Genomic DNA, 19,614 nt, shown 5'->3' with positions numbered 1-19,614 from the left:
TTTTTAGATACAAGAGAGTGTGCAGATTGATCAGAACTTACTGTTCCGAATCAATCCACACCCCCTATTGAAATCAGTTTAAAACTTATTTTAGCAGCCACATCAATTTATTGATCTCGTCGTATCCATCATACTGACGATTCAACGCCTCTTCGAGGTTCTCGCGGTTGTAGCTGGTTTCGGAGCCGGGATACAGCCACCGCACCGGAACCGCGTTTTTGTTGTTCTCATTCAGGCTGGTTAACGGATTAATGGGAAACACCGGGTAGCCGGTCCGCCTGTAATCAAAATAGGCCGTATAAGGATCCTGCATAAAATTGAGAATATACCGCTGCATCCAGATTTGTTTGAGCTGGTCATCGGTCGTTGACTTAAAGGCAGCATTGCCTGTAAAATAGCCGTTGATATAGCTTTGATCGATCACATTTCCGTGGGCATAACCCGCCGGGATGCTCATCATGGCTGCCAAGGCTGATTTCACGCCCGACTCGTAATATTCCTGTGCCGTTCCGGTGGTAATCCATCCGCGAATGCGGGCTTCGGCCAAAATCAGCTGCTGCTCGGCATAGGTCAGCAACCTGCGCGGTTCGTTCACTTCTTCCAACTGGTACCGGAGGTTGATCAACGAATACACATTGGCGCTGTGGTTGGCATTCATCATGGCATAATCCATTTCTACATCAACGCCAACGTAGGCATCCGGATCGGCTGCGCTTTTCCCGGCGGCGACCTCGGCTGCCGATGGCTCGGCAAAATAATACAGACGCCGGTCGTTTAAGCTTTTTAACGAATCGACCAGTAATGAACTGGGAATCGTCCTGCCGGTAAACAGCGGGCTGGTACTGTACAGCGGCTGCCTGTTTAACGATGAATAATTCAATCCGAAAAATCCGGTGCCGGCTTCCAGCAGATATCCTCCGCTTACAATCTGGGCAAAACGTGTTTTCACGTTTAACGACGTTGCATTTTCTTTGGCACTTAAGGTCATCAGCACCTTTAGGGCAAGGGCATTGGTTGCCCTGCGCCATTTGTCGGGATTGCCGTTATACGGGGTCGGATCGCCGGTAAAGGTAATGCCGTTGGCAAAATACTGTTCCGCTTCTTTCAGTTCATCCAGAATACCGATCAATACCGTTTCCTGGGTATCGTAAGCCGGTTTATACAAATCACCGGAACCTTTCCCGGCTTCGCTGTAGGGGATGTCGCCCACCTGCATCGTTAAACGGTAGAACAGATAGGCCCGTGCAAATTTGGCCACGCCCCGGTACGAGTTCTCCGTGTTGTCGCCGGTGGCGTATTCCACCATCTTTTCAATATTCGGCAGGGCAACCAGGGCATCAAAACCAACGCTCCCGATTTTATTGTACTGCGCATCCATCTGCCCTTCGTTGGCATAACCGACGTACTTGGGCAAGGCGCTCTCCGAAATCAGCGCTTTGGCGTCGATTCCGCCGAATTTGACCACCCGTAATACCACATTGGTACATAGCATGGAAGCGCTTACCTGGGTGGTGGTATCGGGATTGGTATTCATATCCTCAAAGTCGTTGCAGCCAAAAAGCAACGATAAAATCAGGATGCTTAATAGTCCTATATGTTTGCTTTTATTTTTCATTTTCCTATTTTTTTCGAATTACTAATCCTTGAAAATTTCGTTTTAACGGTTTTTTCAGCATCGTCATTGATTTGCCGGTTTAGAAATTAACTTTCAGGTTAACACCCAAATACCGTTGCGCGGGGTCGACAAAATTCTCAGTGCCTCCGTCCGGGTCTGAATATTTAAACTGTTTCGCCCACAACAACACGTTTTGCCCGATGGCCGAAACAGAAGCTCCCTTTGCATGAATCAAACTGCATATCCGTAAGGGCACATCATAGGTAACCGACAGTTCACGGATTTTGAAGAAGGTGGTACTGTAAGCGTCCAATGGCGAAGGGGAACCTCCCCAGGCTGTTCCTTTATGGATACGGGCAGTATAGTTCTTGTACGTAACCTTCTCATCGTTTGGCGCATACTGACGGGTGTCGCTCGTAATATTACCATACGTATCGTAGGTAGCGGTTCCGGAGACCACTTTTACGCCATCGCCCAGGTAATTACTGGTTCCGGGCTGGGTAGCATCCAGGTAACGCTCATTGGTAACCGATTTCGGATGGTTGCCCGACAACCACATGTACATCTCGGTCGTGGTTTGGGCCAAACCTCCCACCCGACCGTCGACCGACATGTTAAAGGTGAAATTCTTATACCTCAATGAAGTAGCCAGCCCCCAGATCCAGTCGGGATCGGAATATCCAAACACCGAGGTGTAAGGGGAATAAAGAGGAAGGCCGGCGCTGTGAATAAGCTGACCATTGGGGTCTTTCTGAAAATCGTTCAGGATATAATGGTCAGCCCGTTCCCCCACTTTTACCCAAGGTTTATCCACCGAGAATTCATCATCTAACTTGGTGTAATACCGGGCGTATTTGGTCCAGTTAAAACTAAGGTCCCATTTCCAGTCATTCGTTTTTACCGGTGTTACGTTGGCTGTTAATTCCACTCCGCGGCGGGTAATTTCTTCATCCGTATTGATGTAATTTGAATAGAAACCGGATGCCGGGCTGATCGGCGCCGATACAATTTTGTCGTATATCCGGTGATTATAATAGGCAAAATCGACTGATGCCCGGTTTTGCAAAACACTGAGAATGGTACCGATTTCATAGGTTTCGGAACCTTCGGCATGGACATCGGTTCCCCGTATGGTAGACGGATAGGCAGCCGAGCTCATATTTCCCCAGGCATTGTTGGTTACCGAGTAAACCGAATTAATTTCGTAGATATCTGACGGTTTTCTCGCTGTGGTCCACGACCCGCGCACTTTCCAAAGCGAAAGCCAATCGGTTTCAGGCAGCAGTTCGCTTACAATAAAACTCGTTGCCACCGAGGGGTACAGGTACGAACGTTCCGATTTCGCCAGCGTCGAACTCCAGTCGTTTCGTAAAGTCCCTTCCACAAAAACCATATTGTTCCACGATAACGACAAACGGCCAAACAAACTGTTCACCTGGCGTTTATACATCCGTGAACTTACCGCAACCGGGTTCACCGAGGCTTTCAGCGAATAATATCCCGGAATAGAGAGACCGGCTTGTGTCCTGGCTTCAATGCCTTCGTCCTGGATGTAATTCATGGTTCCTCCAAACAAAGCATCCAGGGTAAAATCGCCAAATTTCCGGTCGCCCGACAGGATAAAGTCGTTATTGATACTGTAACCACGGCCTATACCCGTGTTATACGAACCTTTTTTAGACTCGCCCCAGATTTGTGTTCCGTTTTTAATGACCGTAGAGGTACCGCCTCCCTGGAACGAGCCCATGGAAACACGGACGACCTGGCGATCGCTGTAGGTATCAAATCCTGAACGGAAAGTGGCTTTTAACCAGGGAGTAAAATCGTAAGTTAAAGCGACCGTCCCGTTAAAGATATCCCGGTCGACGCTGTGAATGCGTTCATGACGATCGAAATAAGGGTTGTTATTGATGGATGTGAAACTGCTGTTTTGCGATTCGTTTTTCACCAGCCAGTAATCTTTATATTGCCGGATGTCGTAATCGGGCGCAGCCCAAACCAGGATGTTATACATCGGGTCGTAACCGGTGTAGCCGCTAAAACCAACATTGGGCGAGGTTTGTTTATTGTACGACAGGGTAGACGACAAGGTGAATTTATTTAGTTTCATATCGCCGCCGAGGCTGTAGGTAATCTTGTCGAACATCGAATTGGGGTAATTCCCTTTGTTGCGTACCCAGGTGGCCGATGAGCGAAGGCTCCCGTATTCTCCCTGTTGCACCACGCTAATGTTGTTGTTCAGAATGTAGCCCTGTTCCACGAAGTTCTCAAAGTTATTTTTCCCGATTGGCAGGTAAGGCATGGATTGATAGGTTTTTGAAACGGGATCCCACTGGATCACCTGTTGCCCTTCCATGGGCGGTCCCCAGGCGCCGTCGCCCGAACCGACATACTGGTTGGTAGCCGTATTAACCACGCGTCCGAAGGTAGACTGGGTTTCAGGAATCGCCAAATAGCCCGCCGTAAACATGGTACCGCTGTTAACCGATACACTTAACCCTTTTTTACCATTCCCTTTTTTTGTCGTGACCATGATGGCCCCGCCCTGTCCTTTAAAACCATAAAGCGCGGAGGCAGTAGCGCCTTTCAGCACGCTGATGTTTTCGATATCATCCGAAGGAACGTCTCTCAAGGTCATGTATTCGTACGGCACCCCGTCGATAACCAGCAAGGGAGTTTCGCCGCGAAGCTGGATTTCGGGAGCCGCAGTAAACTCGGAGCTGTTTTTCACCAGCAAACCGGCCACTTTACCTGTAAGCGAAGTTCCCGTATCAACCCCTTTAACGGTTGCCAGGCTTTCGCCCGCCACTTTCTGAACGGCATATCCCAGCGCCTTTTCTTCCCGGCGCACACCCAGGGCGGTCACAATCACCTCGCCCACGCCGATTGTTTCTTCCTCAAGTACAATCTGGAAATTACTCCTGTTGTCAACCGGGACCTCCTGACTCCTCATTCCCACAAACGAAAAAACAAGGGTTTCGTCGCCCGAAACATTAGCAATAGAAAAGCTCCCGTCGAAGTCGGTGATGGTGCCAATGGTGGAACCTTTTACAATAACCGTAACCCCGGGGATCGGCTCGCCCTGTGTATTGGTTACCTTTCCGTTAACCGTCCGCTTTTGTTGTTGCTGAAGGCTGGATGGGTTTACCAATGGGTCGTTGGCTGTAATGACCACGTTTTTACCAATATACCGGTAGCTGTAGCCATCGCCCAGCAAGGTATCCAGAATGTCTTCAACCGTACTGTTCTCGAAATTTACCGTGTATTTTTTGGTCAGGTCCAATTGATCATTCTTGAAAAAGAAGCCCACGTTGCTGGTTTCTTCAATTTGCCTGAAAATCTCGATAATGGTTGACTCATTCACCTTCAGATTAATCCTGGCAGTTTGACTGTAAACGTCGGTTGCCATTGAGATGATTGAGACGAGTAACAAACTAAGCGTTAGTTTCATAATTCGTACAATTTTTTGGAATCGATGCCTGTTCCGGCCCGAAACCAAGTGATTTTTTTTCATACATTTGTGTGTTAAGTTCAACATTTAACTGTTTACCAGACAGTTTTTAAAATTTAACATGAAGTGCACCCTGCCCGGTGCACTTTTTTATTTGTTCAGATAAATGGTCGTTCCCTTTTCTTCCTGATCATCAATCGTGTAATTAAGCTCTGTTGTCAGTTTAAACATATCCAGCAATTGTTTCACGGTAGTTGTACGGCGGATGACACTCGTGTATTTCACCTCCCTTAAAGCCTCATCGTTAATGATAACGGAAACGCCATACCACTTCTCGATCTCCTTACAAATCTCTGCTAATGGTTTATCGATAAAAACAAATTTATTCTCGGTCCATGCAGTAACCAAACCCGGATCAATCTCTTCAAGCTGATACGAAGAATCCGGTTTCCGGTAACTGAATGTTTGATTAATGTTCAACGACCGGATTTCGCGGTTATGCTCATCCAGCACGGCAATGGCGCCTTCGAGCAAGGTGGTCCGGCTCGTTTCGTCATCCGGATAAGCCGACACGTTAAAGCGTGTTCCCAAATCGCGGATTTTGATGTTGTTGATGTCGACGATAAAAGTCCGTCGCTCATCGTGCCTGATATCAAAATAGGCTTCGCCTTCCAGCCGGGCCAGAACTTCGCCTTTCTTCTCAGTTAACGACAGCGTGGTGCCCGAATTGAGCCAAATCACCGAACCATCGTCCAGGGTTACACGGGAGATACTTCCCCGTTCCGAATAAAATTGTTTGTAGGTTCCGGCCGGAGTAGGCCTGTATAGTTCGTTTAAAAAGAATCCGCTGACCAGGGCCATGATCAAAATAGCGGCATACTTATACCAGCCTGGGTACAGTTTTTTGGATTTTGCTTTTGGCGTTGGTTGGACAGAATGCCAAAACTCGTGAAACAACTCGGTTTTTCGTTGCTCAGACAGTTTTTTCCCTTCACTGATCTGCTGTAAATCCCAAAGGCTTTTTAAGCGAATATACTCCTGCCTGTCTGCCTGATTCTGACTTAACTCTTCAAAAAATACTTCCTTCTCCTGTTCGGATACCTGCCCAAGGAGTATTTTAAAGAAAGTTTGGTGGTTCATCTGATTAAATTTTATCAGTAAACACCAAAACCCGGGCATACCCTATCGAAAAATCAATTTTTTTCTACAAAATGATGTGTTAACAAGTAAAACAGCGGTAAATATTCTTTCAATCGGGCTCTCAAAAGCCTGAGCGCCTTCGTCATGCGGGCTTCAACGGTTTTCTCGCTGATGTGTAGCCGTTCAGCAATTTCGCGGTACTTCAAGTCCTCGAACCGACTCATTTTGAAAACTATTTTCAATTCATCGGGCAAATTTTCAATGGCCTGATCCACTTTTGTCCGCAACTCCTCAAATTCGAGGTATGATTCACCCAGGCTGTTTAACGATTCGATCGCATAATCATACTCATCATGCCGAACCCGGCTCAGGTGTTTCCAGATTGTTTTCTGACTTCTCAGGTGGTTCAGGCATAAGTTTTTGGTGACCGTATACAAAAAATTTTTGACATTCGTTCCCGGAACCAGCGTTTCACGCACTTCCCACAATTTCAGAAAAGCATCCTGAACAATACTTTCGGCCACAGACTGATCTGCGGTGTATTGAAATCCCAATGCGTACAACACATCAAAAAAACCGGAATAAATCTTTTCAAATTCAGATTTACTCCCGTTTCTGATTTGTTCTGCATGATAATCTGCATGAATGTTCATCTTACACGACTAAGGAAACAATCGTGCAAATTAAACATTCCGCAAAGGAAAGCAAACAAGTATAAGCTTTATTTTATGCTGATGGTTTTTCCTAAAACCAGAAAACGTCCGGATACAGTTCCGGTAGTTTCAGCATCAGTACGCCCCGAAAATCCGGGTTGTTCGCCTCCTACGGCAATGGTAAACCATCCGGGTTCAATCACCCGTTGGTCTTTTTTGTTGATTACAGACAACTGGCGCGGCTGCAAGGTAAAACTCACCGTTTTGGTTTCACCTTTTTTCAGATGAATCCGCTCAAAGCCTTCCAACTGGCGTATGGGTCTGGGCGTGGTTGCTTTTTCGTCGCTCAGGTACAACTGGACCACCTCGTCGCCATCGCGGTCGCCGGTATTGGTCACATCAACCGAAACGGTAACCGGCTCCCCTGCGTTCACCTTTGAAGGGATTTTCAGGTTTGAATAGGCAAAGGTGGTATAACTTAAGCCGAAACCAAACGGATACAGGGGCTCCTGCCGGAAATAGCGGTAGGTGCGGCCCTCCATGTCATAGTTTTCGAAATCAGGCAACTGCCCAACCGATTTGTAGTAGGTTACAGGAAGTCGTCCGGCCGGGTTATAGTCGCCAAACAATACATCGGCAATGGCGTTTCCGCCTTGCTGACCGGGGTAACCGGCGGTAAGGATTGCCGGCACCTGTTCGGCCGCCCAGTTCACCGAAAGAGCGCTTCCGTTGATCAACACCAAAACGACTGGTTTACCGGCAGCAACCACTGCCTGCATCAGCTCAAGCTGGTTTTTGGGCAAGTCGAGGCTGGTCCGGTCGCCGCTGGAAAAACCTTCGAGTTCAATTTTCATTTCTTCGCCTTCCAACCGCTCATTCAGGCCTAAAACCAACACAACAGCATCGGCATTTTTTGCGGTTTCAACAGCTTTACCAAGCATATTTTCCTGCGGAACTGCCCATAGCAAACGGGCGGTGGCATCGCCGTAGTAATTTTTATATTGCACCTCGATGTGATAACGCTCCCCGGCTTTCATCTCCACTTTCACCGGCATGATGTTGGCGTGATGCTCATGGTTTCCACCGGTTGCCAGCTTGCCATCAATTATAATTTTCATGAATGGCTTGCCCCAGTCGCTGAAATAATAAATCCCGGTTTTCGGCGCGGTGATATAACCGGTCCAGCGAATGCTAAAACTGCCGGTTTCCAAACGCGGATCGGGTGTGCCCATATCCCACACAAAGTTGATCCGGTCGTCGATCTGTGTATATAAAGGTTCGCCTTCCAGGTTATTGTTGGCAAAATATTCGCCGTAAATTCCTTGTTCTCCTTCTTCTGTTTCGAGATAAACAGACGGAATTGTTTTCATGGCCGGAATACCTTCAGCTAAATCAGTCCCCTGGGCATACAACACTTCTGCCCGTGGTTCAAGCTTGTTTTTGATCCCCTGCAGCACCGTTACCGGGTTGACCGGAATGCCATTGTAATTTCCCCAAAGCGACTGCGCATCATCGGCATTCGGCCCGATCACGGCAATGCTTTTTAACTCCTTTGAAAGCGGCAGTGTTTGTCCGGCATTTTTCAGCAGAACGATGCTCTCGCGGGCAGCTTCGCGCGCCAGCTTATCGTGGGCCGGATTATTATTCGCCGAATACGGAATTTGGGCATAAGCTACCCGTTCAACCGGATCGAACATTCCCAGTTTAAAACGGGCCATAAACAGGCGTTTTACGGCGATATCGATTTCCTGCTCGCTGATTAAGCCTCTCTCAACTGCCTCTCCAAGAGCCTTGTAGGTGCTCCCGCAGTTCAGGTCGCAGCCCTCTTTTACCGCCAAGGCAGCAGCTGATGCAGCATCAGGAACAATTTTATGATATTTCCAGATATCGGCAATGGCCCCGCAATCGGACACCACATAACCGTCAAAACCCCATTGATTACGCAGGATATCAAACAGTTCGGTACTGGCGCAGGCCGCTTCGCCCCGAAACCGGTTATACGCTCCCATCACCGAATATACGCCTCCATCGACCACCAATGTGCGGAAAGCCGGCAGGTAGGTTTCGTGCAGATCGCGTTCGCTGACATCAACGTCAAACTCGTGCCGAAGCGGTTCAGGCCCCGAATGTACGGCGTAATGTTTGGCGGTAGCAACCACCTTCAGGTAATCCGAATCATCGCCCTGCAAACCCAGCACAAATTCTTTTCCCAACTGGCCGGTAAGAAAAGGATCTTCGCCATAAGTCTCATGACCGCGGCCCCACCTCGGATCTCTGAAAATATTGATGTTGGGCGACCAAAAAGTCAGTCCCTGATAGATTCCCCGCTCTCCGCGACGAACAAATTCGTGGTGCTTGGCCCGCGCTTCATCCGAAATAACCGATGCAACCCGGTTTACCAGCCCGGCATTCCAGGAGGCCGCAATCGAAATGGATTGTGGGAAAACCGTGGCATAGCCGGCGCGCGCCACCCCGTGCAAACATTCGTTCCACCAGTTGTATTTTGGTATGCCGAAACGTTCGATGGCCGGAGATTCGTACAATAACTGATCTATTTTCTCCTGAAGGGTTAAGCGCGAAACCAGGTCTTCGACCCGTTGCGCCACAGGCAAATCAGGATTTTGAAAAGGAAATTCGTATTGAGCCCGTGATTGAAAACTCATGGTTGCCATTAAGGCAAAAATCAGGAATAGGTTTTTCATAATAGCTGGTTTTGTCTGTTCTGTTCTGGTTGGTAAATATAGGAGATTTTCAGGATTTAATCCAAACAAAAATTCCCGATTATTTGTGATTATTTCTTTCCAACCGCTTCTTCCAACCGTTTAATGGCCACATACAAAACACCGGCCTCTCCCCGGAAGGTTCCGGATCCGCGGGGCTCGTTGTTGACGGAATACCACTCGTAAAAGCCGTCATTTCGCATCACGCGTTCAGTCATGGGCAGCAATTGCTCGTACGCCTCTTCAACAAAACCATTTTTTACCAGTTGCTGAACCATTCGCCCGCCAAACCAGGTCCAGTCGCCGCCGTTTTGATAGCCGTAGGGGTACATTCCTTTGTTTTTGAAGAAACCTTCGGGATAGGGAGGATAAAGCGTCAGCCCGATGGAGGCTGCCCCGGCCAGTTCAACCCGCCGGATCATTTCGTCCAGCGAAGTTTTAATTTCGGCCTTCGAAAGCAGGCCTGCTTCGATCGCGATGGCGGTACCGCCGAAATAGTAAATTTCATCTTCGTTAAAATCGTCGGGGAAAGGCGAACCTTCCAAGTAAATGTGCGGCCTGAATTTCTGCTGTTTCTCGTCCCATAAGTATTTGCGCGCATTTTCAAAAACAGCGTTTCGCACCGGAGCCCATTTGGTTTTGGCTTGCGGAATCATTTCCGTCAGGTTATCCAAGGCAATGATAAACATGGCATTATCGTAAATATCGATGGCGCGGTGGGTGTTTTCATCCAGATCGACTCCCCAGTCGTGTTCGGGCTGAACATCTCCCCAATCGGCGGTAGTGGCTCCCCACAACAAACCGTACTGAGAAGCATAGCGGTGGTTCATCAAAAAATCCATCGCCTGTTCCAAGCGTTCCGCCACGGTTGCATCCGCGATTTTTTCATCCAGGATGGTTCGGTCGCCGGTGCATTTAATGTACTTGTAAACCGCCTGCACCAGCGAGCTTTCCTGGTCGGTTTCTACCGTATTTTTATGCCCGGCATATTCCGGCGCCAGTTCCGAATAGGAGAAATCATACTGAATCACCGTATCCTGGCGGGGCGTAAACCCGTCAATGATATTCCCGTCGGGTTCCTGCATGCGAAAAAATACGAGCAGGTTTTCCTTCAGTTCGGCGGCATCGTACACTTCTGCCGCCAACTCAATAAAAGTATTGTAGTCGCGTATCCACACTTCACGGTAACCATCGCCTGCATTGAAGCCGGTTTTGATCACCTCAACGGCTTTTTGTTTCGTAAATGCGACCGACTCATTTTCTTTTATTTTTTTAGCCAGCTCATCCGTTGAGCCTGACTTTTTCGCGGACTGACAAGCCGCCAAAAAGAAGGCCGACAGAACGATTAAAACGGGAATACGCATGATCATGACAGATTAGAAATTAATAATAATCAAAGGAATCAGGGCCTTACATGTTAGCCAGGCAGGGCGCCACCCGCTCCCAGAAACCAGGTTCAATCAAACGTGCGCTGCCGATGATCGCAGCAGTTTCTTTAAGCGCCGACAGTTCGACCTTGATGTCCAGACCTTCTTTTTTCAAAGCTTCGTTTAATGCCGGTTGAAACAAAGGAAAGGCATTGGAAATATTTCCGCCGATTACCAGCGCTTCCACTTTAAATTTCATAAACCAGGGTTGAAGCAGTTCAACCAGTTTTCGCCCAAAGTCGTCGAAAATCGCGTTGGCTTCGGGTTCACCGGCCGCGGCCATAGCCACATCTTTGGCTCCTGTTGCCGTTTTGCCGGTTGCTTCGCGGTACCGCGCCACCAGGCCTCGGGTTGAAAAATAGTCGTCGGCTATACCCTTCTCAAAAGGTAAATGCCAAACGCACCCCTGATCGGGCACTTCGTCTCCGGCTGTTACCGGCAAACTGTTTTTCAGAAAGGCCGAACCAAAACCTGTTCCAAGCGTGATGGCCAGGGAGCGCGATGACCCTTTGGCCTGCCCCACCCAATCTTCGCCAATGGCAAACGCTGTCGCATCGTTGATAAAACGGACGGGAAGACCGGCCGGCAACTTCAAATATTCGCGTAACGCTTTAGGAACATCCAGCCCGTAAATATTTTCATACTTGTTGTTTTCGCCTGTAAAAAGCGGTATTCCTTTTTCATAGTCGAACGGCCCGAGCATCGCAAAACCGATCCCTGCCAGCTGTTCAACTCCAACCAAATCAATTGTCTTTTGGATTGTTTTTCCCCACGATTCAATAATGACATCCGCCGGGGCGTGGTTGTCCAGATCATTTTCGGCAAAGGTCTCTTTTAAATAACTTTGTGTTTCCAAATCGAAAGCGGCGCTGCTGACGTGGCTCCCGCCAACATCAACGCCAATGGCAATCTTTTTTATATTCATTGTTTATCGTTTATGATCCAGGTTTGATTTCAAGTTATCGGTTATTTTCTTTTGAAAACGAATAAGGAAAATCGCTTTCATTAATCCCCCGGGTTTTGTTAGGCTGATCGCTCATGTTGAAGTTGATTTTCGCACCCTTCATCAGTTCGGGGTATTTGAAATAGTTTTTACTCCAGGCTTTGCCATTCAGTTTCACGTCATGCACAAAGCGGTTCGCCGCATTGTTTTTAGGCGCACTGATTTCGATGGTTTTGCCGTTTTCGAGTTTCACGGTGATTTTTTTGAACAGCGGCGCCCCGATCACATACTCGTCGGTTGCCGGCGCCACCGGGTAAAAACCCATCGCTGTGAACACGTACCAGGCCGAAGTCTGTCCGTTATCTTCGTCGCCGCAGTAACCGTCGGCCTGCGGGGTGTACAGCCGGTCCATCACTTCGCGCAGCCAGTATTGCGTTTTCCACGGCTGGCCGGCATAGTTGTACAGGTAAATCATGTGCTGAATGGGCTGGTTGCCGTGCGCGTAATTGCCCATGTTCATGATCTGCATCTCGCGGATTTCATGGATCACCTGCCCGTAGTACGATTCATCAAAAACCGGTGGCACGATAAAAACAGAGTCCAGCATGGTCACAAATTCTTTTTTTCCTCCCATCAAATCAATTAAACCCTGCACATCGTGGAATACCGACCAGGTGTAGTGCCAGCTGTTCCCTTCGGTAAACGCATCGCCCCACTTAAACGGGCTGAAAGGCGACTGGAACTTGCCGTCTTCATTGCGTCCGCGCATCAGCTTACTCTCCTGGTCGAACACATTTTTGTAGTTCATCGCCCGCTTCGCAAAAATACTGATCTCGCTTTCGGGTTTTCCCAGCGCTTTTCCAAGCTGGTAAACGCAATAATCGGCAAACGCATATTCGAGCGTGCGGGCTACATTTTCGTTAACCCCCACGTTGTATGGCACATATCCAAGCTCATTGTAATAATCAACGCCAAAACGCCCCACCGAATGCAGCGGTCCCGCGTTTTGCGAGTTTTTCACCACGGCCTCCCACAGGCTTTCAATGTCGTAACCACGCAGGCCTTTCAGGTACGCGTCGGCAACAATAGTGGCCGAGTTGGAGCCAATCATGCAGTCGCGGTGGCCGGGGCTGGCCCACTCGGGAAGCCATCCGCTTTCTTTGTACGTGTTGGCCAGACCTTCCTGTATTTTTTCGTTCAGCGAAGGGTACATCAGGTTAAAAAATGGGAACACGGCGCGGAAAGTGTCCCAAAAACCGTTGTCGGTAAACATATAACCGGGCAACACCTGCCCGTTGTAAGGGCTGTAATGAACCACTTCACCTTTTTCGTCGAACTCGTAAAACTTGCGCGGGAAAAGCAATACCCGGTAGAGGCATGAATAAAACGTTTTGATCTGGTCGTCGGTTCCGCCTTCCACCGCGATGCGCGAAAGTTCTTTGTTCCAGGTGTCCTCACCCTTTTGCTTCACAAGGTCGAACGGATCGCCGCCCAATTCTTTCAGGTTGCGTTCGGCCTGTTCGTGGCTGATAAACGATGACGCCACCCGCGCGTGGATTTGTTCGCCTTTTTTTGTTTTAAACTGAATCGCGGCGCCCACATGGTTGTCCTGCAATTCCGTTTTTCCGGAAACCACTTCGCCCGAACTCCAAACTTCGCTGCTGACAAAGGGTTTGTCGAAAACAACCACAAAATAATTTTTAAAATTCTCGGGCACTCCGCCGCTGTTACGGGTGGTGTAGCCAATGATTTTGTTTTCGGAAGGGATTAGTTTCACATACGAACCCCGGTCGAAGGCATCAACCAGCACCCACGATTGTTGATTTTCGGGAAAGGTGAAGCGAAACATGGCCGCCCGTTCGGTCGGGGTGATTTCGGTGACGACATCGTAGTCGGCCAGGTACACCTTATAATAATGCGGTTTGGCTGTTTCGGCCTTGTGCGAAAACCAGCTGGCGCGGTCTTCTCCCTTGATTTTCAATTCACCAGTCATCGGGAACAGCGAAAACTGCCCGTAATCGTTGATCCACGGGCTGGGCTGATGGGTTTGTTTGAAACCCTGAATTTTATTGGCGTCGTAGCCATACACCCAACCGTCGCCCATTTTTGCGGTTTGCGGTGTCCAGAAGTTCATGCCCCAGGGCAAGGCGATGGCGGGGTATGTGTTCCCGTTCGACAGCTTAAACTCTGAATCAGTGCCCATCAGCGTGTTTACATAATCGACAGGCGTTAATTGCTGCGCCTGAACACCTCGAAAGGCTATACAAAAAAGAAATACAAATAGGAAGTTTAATTTTCTACTCATGGTTGTTCGTTGATATAGTTTAATTTTAATACGATATCAGATTTTAATCAGGAAGTTAAAAACACAAAAATCCCTCCGCAGGCGATGAGTTTCCTTCACTGAAAGGAAGGCACAATATACACAAAGTTCTGTTTTTCTTCATCTGGTTGATTCATTCAGCACGTTCAAAAAATTTTCGGCACATCGCATCGGAAAGTCATTTATCCCTTTATTCATATACAACCAACAGGTGGAAAACTCACACAAAGAGGAAAATTTTCCTGACAACGCCAAGCGGAAAAATCAGCATTTCTACTTTTTCAACGATGGTTAAAAACAAAAAAAGCCCGAAAGTTTCAATGCTCCCGGGCTTTCGAATTATCTAATTGGTTTAGGATTATTCATAGTTTGGATTCTGAACCAGCGACGGATTCCGTTGCATTTCGTTATCTGAGATCGGCCATACCAAATGTTTCTCCTGGAATGTTTGTCCCCAGGGATTTGTAGCCCCAACCACATCAACAAATGAAACTACTCCGGGGTTAGCATCGGCGGTAACCGGGTATTTCCGGGTACGCTGAATGTCTTCCCAGGTACGGAAATCATACACCAGTTCCCGCATTCTTTCGATCCAAACCTGTTGAATGAAGGCATCTTTAGACAAAGCCCCCAATGAAGTTTCAATCTCAGCGCGCGGCGTCGTGGTGTAAGCTCTCACGCGCACGTCGGTCAGATATTTAATCGCTTCCGATGTCACCCCTTCAGACTGGGCAATTGCTTCGGCTGCAATCAACAAAAGTTCGGCATAACGATAGATGGTGAAGGCCTTCCCGCACTGGCCGGTATTTAGCGCCGCATCTTCGTCATACCACACCCATGCGCCCGGCGTTTTATCGTCGGCAAATACCTGGGTGATTTGCTGTCCGTCTTTTTCGTAAGTATATGAATACTGGAAAAACTGCTGATGTTGAGCGCGTAAGTCTTTGGTTTGATCATACACATTCATATATTTCTTAACCGGACGATAGGCATTGTTGGTAATCGAATACTTGAGTACGCCCCAGGTAGAAGCCACATTCGGCAAGCTGGTCTGTACCCGACCGTTGTTCGCAGCAATACTCGATTCGAACTCGTAGGTATAAATATATTCTGCGTTGTTGTCCTGTGTACGAATCTGGTTGTATGCGCTCCCAAGCGCCTGATTGGTGTGGGTCAGCAGGGAATGTTTTCCCCTGTTAATCACGTTCCGGGCGGCAGTAGCTGCGTCGGCATAATTATTGGCCAAAACCGGGTAACCGCTCATCACCAGGTAAACATGAGCCAGAACAGTTTCAGCCGTATTTTTAGTAATACGATGCCCGTTGCTGGTGAATGCTCCATCAGGTAATCCGGTAATGGCATCTTTCAGGTCGGTGACAATCTGAGCATACACCGCCGAAGCCGATTCGCGGGCAACATACAAATTGCTCATCGATTCGTAGGGTTCGAGGATTAAGGGTACATCTCCAAAAAATTTCACCAGGTAGAAATAGTTGAAGGCCCTGAAAAATTTGGCTTCTGCCATCAGTGAGCTTCTTTGCGAATCGGTTAAATCGGGTGTCGACGGAATGTATTTAATCGCGGTATTTGCTCTTGAAATTGCCCCGTAGGCGCCATCCCACACGCCATCCATCGATCCGGCTATATTCTTGCTGGTGATTGATAATTTCTGGCTGTAGTCGGCAATTACTTCCTGCCCCTTGTATTCATTATCGAAGAAGCCTGACAGGTATCCGCCATGCGATGCTGTTTGAGGCATATAAACACCTCCGTTGGCATAAAAAGAAGGGGCGCCTGTCCGGTAAAGAGCGTTCACGGCGCTGGTTGCATGAGCCGGAGCCGAAAAATACTGGTCAGTACTCATTTCACTTCTGGGTTCCTCATCCAGAAAATCGCTGCATGACATTAGAATGCCCAGTGTAACCGTAAAAATTAATCCAAATATTATTCTTTTCATTTCTGCTATATTCAAAGGTTATTAAAATGTAACATTCACACCAAGGGTATAGGTTCTTGGCTTTGGATACTGGTAGAAGAACATATTTTGTCCCCACTGATTATCGCCCTGCGATGTTCCTTCAGGATCGTATCCCTGAAAATCTTTAGAATGAAGAACAAAGGCATTATTCACGCTTGCATAAATACGAAGGGCCTCCAGTTTCATTCCGCGCATCGATTTGGTATCGACCGAATAGCCCAGTTGGATCAGGTTGCCGCGCAGATAAGATCCGTCGCAAACCCAGCGGGAATCCACCTCCGAACTTTGGCCCGACAAGTTGGCATTCCGCACGGCCTGTACCATGGTATTCGGGTTGGTTCCGTTATACCCGTCGTGTAAAATCGACGCCAAACCGCTGGTGTATCCGAAACGGTCTTCGGCAGAGTGGTAAAACTGCTGCAAAATCTCAACTCCTGTTACAAATTGCAGGTCTACCGTGAAATCGAAATTTTTATAGTTGAACGTGTTGATAAAACTACCGGTCAGATCGGGAATACCTTTTCCAAGGATTTTCTTTTCTGCCGAACGTTTTGCCTGTCCAACCCTCGCGCCGGCAGCCTCAGCCTCAGCGCGCTCTTCTTCTGTCCATACGCCTAAACGTTCGTAACCCCAGAATGAACTCAGAGATTCGCCTACCCTTAGGATCGTCTGGCTCCCTGACACCCAGTTCGGGCCAGGCAGGATGTCTTCGTTATTTTCACCCAGTTGTTTAATCTCATTCTTGTTGAAGTTCAGGTTCAGGGTTGAGTTCCAGCTAAAGTCTTTGGTTTTCACATTCACCGAGTTCATCATAAAATCGACCCCGTAGTTGGCTACTTCGCCAATGTTGTCGATCACCGAACTGAAACCGGTGCTGTGCGGAACCGGGCTGTCGAGCAATAAGTCTGTCGTCAGTTTATAATACCAGGATGCATCAAAATTCAGGCGGTTTCCAAACATATCGAGGTTAACGCCGATATCAAACTGGTTGGTCTTTTCCCATTTCAGATCCGGGTTTGACAAACGCGAAACATAGGATGTCGCCTGCCGTGCACCATCAATCAAATAAGTTCCGGAAGTAATGGTGGCCAACGAACGGTAAGCGGCAATTTCGCTGTTACCGGTTACCCCGTAGCTGGCGTGCAGTTTTAACTGGTTGATGGCTTTAACATCGGCCATAAAATCTTCGTTGGAAATTAACCAGCCCAAACCTACGGAGGGGAAGAAAGCATATTTATTATTTTTCCCAAACTTGGACGAACCATCGATACGGGCCGTTACCGTAGCCATATACTTATCGTTGTAGGTATAAGCGCCCCGCACAAAATAAGAGTTCATGGCCCAGCGGTTGTAGGTAGAAGAAGGAGCTCCCGGATTGGTAGCAGCGCCCAGGTTGTTGTAGCCATAGAAATTATCTTTAAAACCGGTAGCCGAAACACTCATATAATTAAAAGTCCGTTCCTGCCACGACAAACCGGCAACGGTATTGATCCGGTGTTTCCCGAATACATTGTTGTAGGTTAAGTAGGTTTCTTCCTGCCAGTAAAACTGTTGTGTATCGCTCATAAACGCGTACCCGTTTGGCGAAGAAATATTAATCAGGTCGTTTGGCGAATATTCTCTCCATTTACGCAGGTGTGCATCCACCCCGAACTGCGTTCTTAAATCAAGGCCGGGAAGAAGATGGAATGTCAGCGCGGCATTTCCAAAGATTTGTGTCCGGTAACGCATACGCTCCTGTGTTTCCAGCAAGTGTACCGGGTTGGCCATCGCTTCAAAGCTAAAGTCGTTGGTCGATTGGGAGTTCACCCAGCTTCCATCGGTCCATTTTACAGGGAAAATAGAAGGCATTTCAATCATGGTACGACGGGCTACCTGGCTGCCGCCGCCTTCATCCGTATCGTTCTGCCAGGTATGGTTCACCAAGAGGTTTATTCCGGTCGATAACCATTTTAACGGATTGGCATCGTACGACAATTTGGTGTTTACACGTTTCATATAGGTGTTAAGCATCACGCCCTGGTAGTCGGTGTAGTTGATAAAGGCGCCCACCGATGAGCTTTTGCCTCCCTGCTGAATGCTTAATTGATGACTGTGAGATACCGCGGTGCGTGTAGCTTCATCCTGCCAGTCGGTGTCGTAAAGCGGATTTCCGCTCGAATCAAATAATTTCGGGTCGCTTACGCTAAATGTTCTCGTACTGCCATACCATTTCCGGTTATTTTCGAAACTGACTTCCATGGCCTCCATAAATTCGGCGGCATTCATCACATCCATTTTGCTCGCTTTATGGCTCATACTCACATAGCCATTATAGGTAACCGAAACCCCTTCTTTATTCAGGCCACGTTTGGTTGTTACCATGATCACGCCATTGGCACCACGGGCGCCATAAATAGCTGTTGCTGAAGCATCTTTCAACACGTCGATCCGCTCAACATCATTGGGATTCAGAAACTGAAAATCTTCCATAACAACCCCGTCTACCACATACAGCGGGTTGGAAGAGGAATTAATGGTGCCGATCCCCCGGATCATCACGCGGGTTGCTCCCCCCGGCTGACCCGAATTGGTAAAGATATTCACCCCGGACACTTTACCTTTCAAACCGGCCAGCGCATTGAAGGGCGCCGCCCTCAGAATATCGTCAGCAGTTGCCACAGATATCGAACCTGTTGCATCAGACTTCTTTTGCACACCATAACCGATGGCCACAACCTCGTCGATACCAATTGTTTCCTCCGATAAAACCACATCAACGGTTAGTCTTCCGGATACCGGCAATTCCTGGGTTCTCATACCCACAAACGAGAACACCAATACGGCATTTGCAGGTACATTCGAGATGGAATAGTAACCGTCGATATCTGTAATTGTCCCGACGCTTGTTCCTTTCACAAGAACCGTAACGCCAGGCAAAGGCTGGTTATTACTGTCCGAAACCCGGCCTTTCACCGTACTTTGTTGCTGAAAAACCCTTTGATCGGATGTCAACAAAATCAAATTGTCTTCCAAAAACCGGTAAGAGACTCCCGCGTCGCGGAACAAGGCGGCCAGGACATCTTCAACGCTTTTGTTGGTGACCTGTAAATTTACTTTGCGCTCAACATCAACTTGTTCGCGTTGATAAAAGAACCGGAAATTTGTCGTTTCTTCAATGTCCTTAAGAACATCAGAAATCTTCTTACCTTGAAAATCGAAGGTAAGTTTGGTTGTTTGCGAATATACTGATGCCGAAACCTGCATCATGCAAACCAGTAGTGCAACTAAGGTCAACTTCATTTTCAGTAATAGCTTTTGTTTTAGCCTTCGTTCTACAAGGAAGGTTAATTCACTTTTTTTCATAAATTTGAATTGTTGTTGA

The 19,614-nt window shown here is 48.0% G+C and carries 10 protein-coding genes; all 10 read right to left on the bottom strand.

Translation table 11 applies throughout. The features are described 5' to 3' along the window. Nucleotides 1-85: 85 nt before the first annotated feature. Nucleotides 86-1,615: a SusD/RagB family nutrient-binding outer membrane lipoprotein gene (locus AC6H3C_RS08855; protein WP_497520396.1), complete on the bottom strand. Its 1,530-nt coding sequence runs from the start codon at nt 1,613-1,615 to the stop codon at nt 86-88. Between the two features lie 79 nt (nt 1,616-1,694). Further along, on the bottom strand, nt 1,695-5,066 hold the full coding sequence (locus tag AC6H3C_RS08850; protein ID WP_497520395.1) for a SusC/RagA family TonB-linked outer membrane protein: 3,372 nt from the start codon (nt 5,064-5,066) through the stop codon (nt 1,695-1,697). A 150-nt stretch (nt 5,067-5,216) separates the two neighbouring features. Next, the gene (locus tag AC6H3C_RS08845) at nt 5,217-6,206 is read right to left on the bottom strand and encodes a FecR family protein (protein WP_497520393.1); all 990 of its coding nucleotides are present in this window, start codon (nt 6,204-6,206) and stop codon (nt 5,217-5,219) included. Nucleotides 6,207-6,259: 53 nt separating this feature from the next. Beyond that, the gene (locus AC6H3C_RS08840; protein ID WP_497520392.1) at nt 6,260-6,859 is read right to left on the bottom strand and encodes an RNA polymerase sigma-70 factor; all 600 of its coding nucleotides are present in this window, start codon (nt 6,857-6,859) and stop codon (nt 6,260-6,262) included. A gap of 68 nt (nt 6,860-6,927) precedes the next feature. After that, nucleotides 6,928-9,561 carry a glycoside hydrolase family 3 C-terminal domain-containing protein gene (locus AC6H3C_RS08835; protein WP_497520391.1) on the bottom strand — a complete coding sequence of 878 codons (2,634 nt, stop codon included), beginning with the start codon at nt 9,559-9,561 and terminating at the stop codon, nt 6,928-6,930. An 89-nt stretch (nt 9,562-9,650) separates the two neighbouring features. Continuing rightward, the gene (locus AC6H3C_RS08830; protein ID WP_497520390.1) at nt 9,651-10,943 is read right to left on the bottom strand and encodes a GH36-type glycosyl hydrolase domain-containing protein; all 1,293 of its coding nucleotides are present in this window, start codon (nt 10,941-10,943) and stop codon (nt 9,651-9,653) included. Between the two features lie 46 nt (nt 10,944-10,989). Then, entirely contained in the window at nt 10,990-11,931 is a 942-nt protein-coding gene (locus AC6H3C_RS08825; RefSeq protein WP_497520389.1) for an ROK family protein, read from the bottom strand. A 34-nt stretch (nt 11,932-11,965) separates the two neighbouring features. Beyond that, nucleotides 11,966-14,254 carry a GH92 family glycosyl hydrolase gene (locus AC6H3C_RS08820; protein WP_497520387.1) on the bottom strand — a complete coding sequence of 763 codons (2,289 nt, stop codon included), beginning with the start codon at nt 14,252-14,254 and terminating at the stop codon, nt 11,966-11,968. A gap of 376 nt (nt 14,255-14,630) precedes the next feature. After that, nucleotides 14,631-16,229, bottom strand: coding sequence for a RagB/SusD family nutrient uptake outer membrane protein (locus tag AC6H3C_RS08815; protein WP_497520386.1), 1,599 nt, complete (start codon nt 16,227-16,229; stop codon nt 14,631-14,633). 21 nt (nt 16,230-16,250) lie between these two features. Next, entirely contained in the window at nt 16,251-19,532 is a 3,282-nt protein-coding gene (locus AC6H3C_RS08810; protein WP_497520385.1) for a TonB-dependent receptor, read from the bottom strand. Nucleotides 19,533-19,614: the final 82 nt, after the last annotated feature.

The sequence above is a fragment of the Gaoshiqia sp. US2 genome (assembly GCF_059705485.1).
The sequence above is the reverse complement of the archived record's forward strand: the minus strand, read 5'-3'. Positions and strand labels throughout refer to the sequence as shown.

Coding starts and splice junctions, on each gene's coding strand:
- AC6H3C_RS08855 (WP_497520396.1), bottom strand. CDS start 1,615: ATGAAAAATAAAAGCAAACATATAGGACTATTAAGCATCCTGATTTTA.
- AC6H3C_RS08850 (WP_497520395.1), bottom strand. CDS start 5,066: ATGAAACTAACGCTTAGTTTGTTACTCGTCTCAATCATCTCAATGGCA.
- AC6H3C_RS08845 (WP_497520393.1), bottom strand. CDS start 6,206: ATGAACCACCAAACTTTCTTTAAAATACTCCTTGGGCAGGTATCCGAA.
- AC6H3C_RS08840 (WP_497520392.1), bottom strand. CDS start 6,859: ATGAACATTCATGCAGATTATCATGCAGAACAAATCAGAAACGGGAGT.
- AC6H3C_RS08835 (WP_497520391.1), bottom strand. CDS start 9,561: ATGAAAAACCTATTCCTGATTTTTGCCTTAATGGCAACCATGAGTTTT.
- AC6H3C_RS08830 (WP_497520390.1), bottom strand. CDS start 10,943: ATGCGTATTCCCGTTTTAATCGTTCTGTCGGCCTTCTTTTTGGCGGCT.
- AC6H3C_RS08825 (WP_497520389.1), bottom strand. CDS start 11,931: ATGAATATAAAAAAGATTGCCATTGGCGTTGATGTTGGCGGGAGCCAC.
- AC6H3C_RS08820 (WP_497520387.1), bottom strand. CDS start 14,254: ATGAGTAGAAAATTAAACTTCCTATTTGTATTTCTTTTTTGTATAGCC.
- AC6H3C_RS08815 (WP_497520386.1), bottom strand. CDS start 16,229: ATGAAAAGAATAATATTTGGATTAATTTTTACGGTTACACTGGGCATT.
- AC6H3C_RS08810 (WP_497520385.1), bottom strand. CDS start 19,532: ATGAAGTTGACCTTAGTTGCACTACTGGTTTGCATGATGCAGGTTTCG.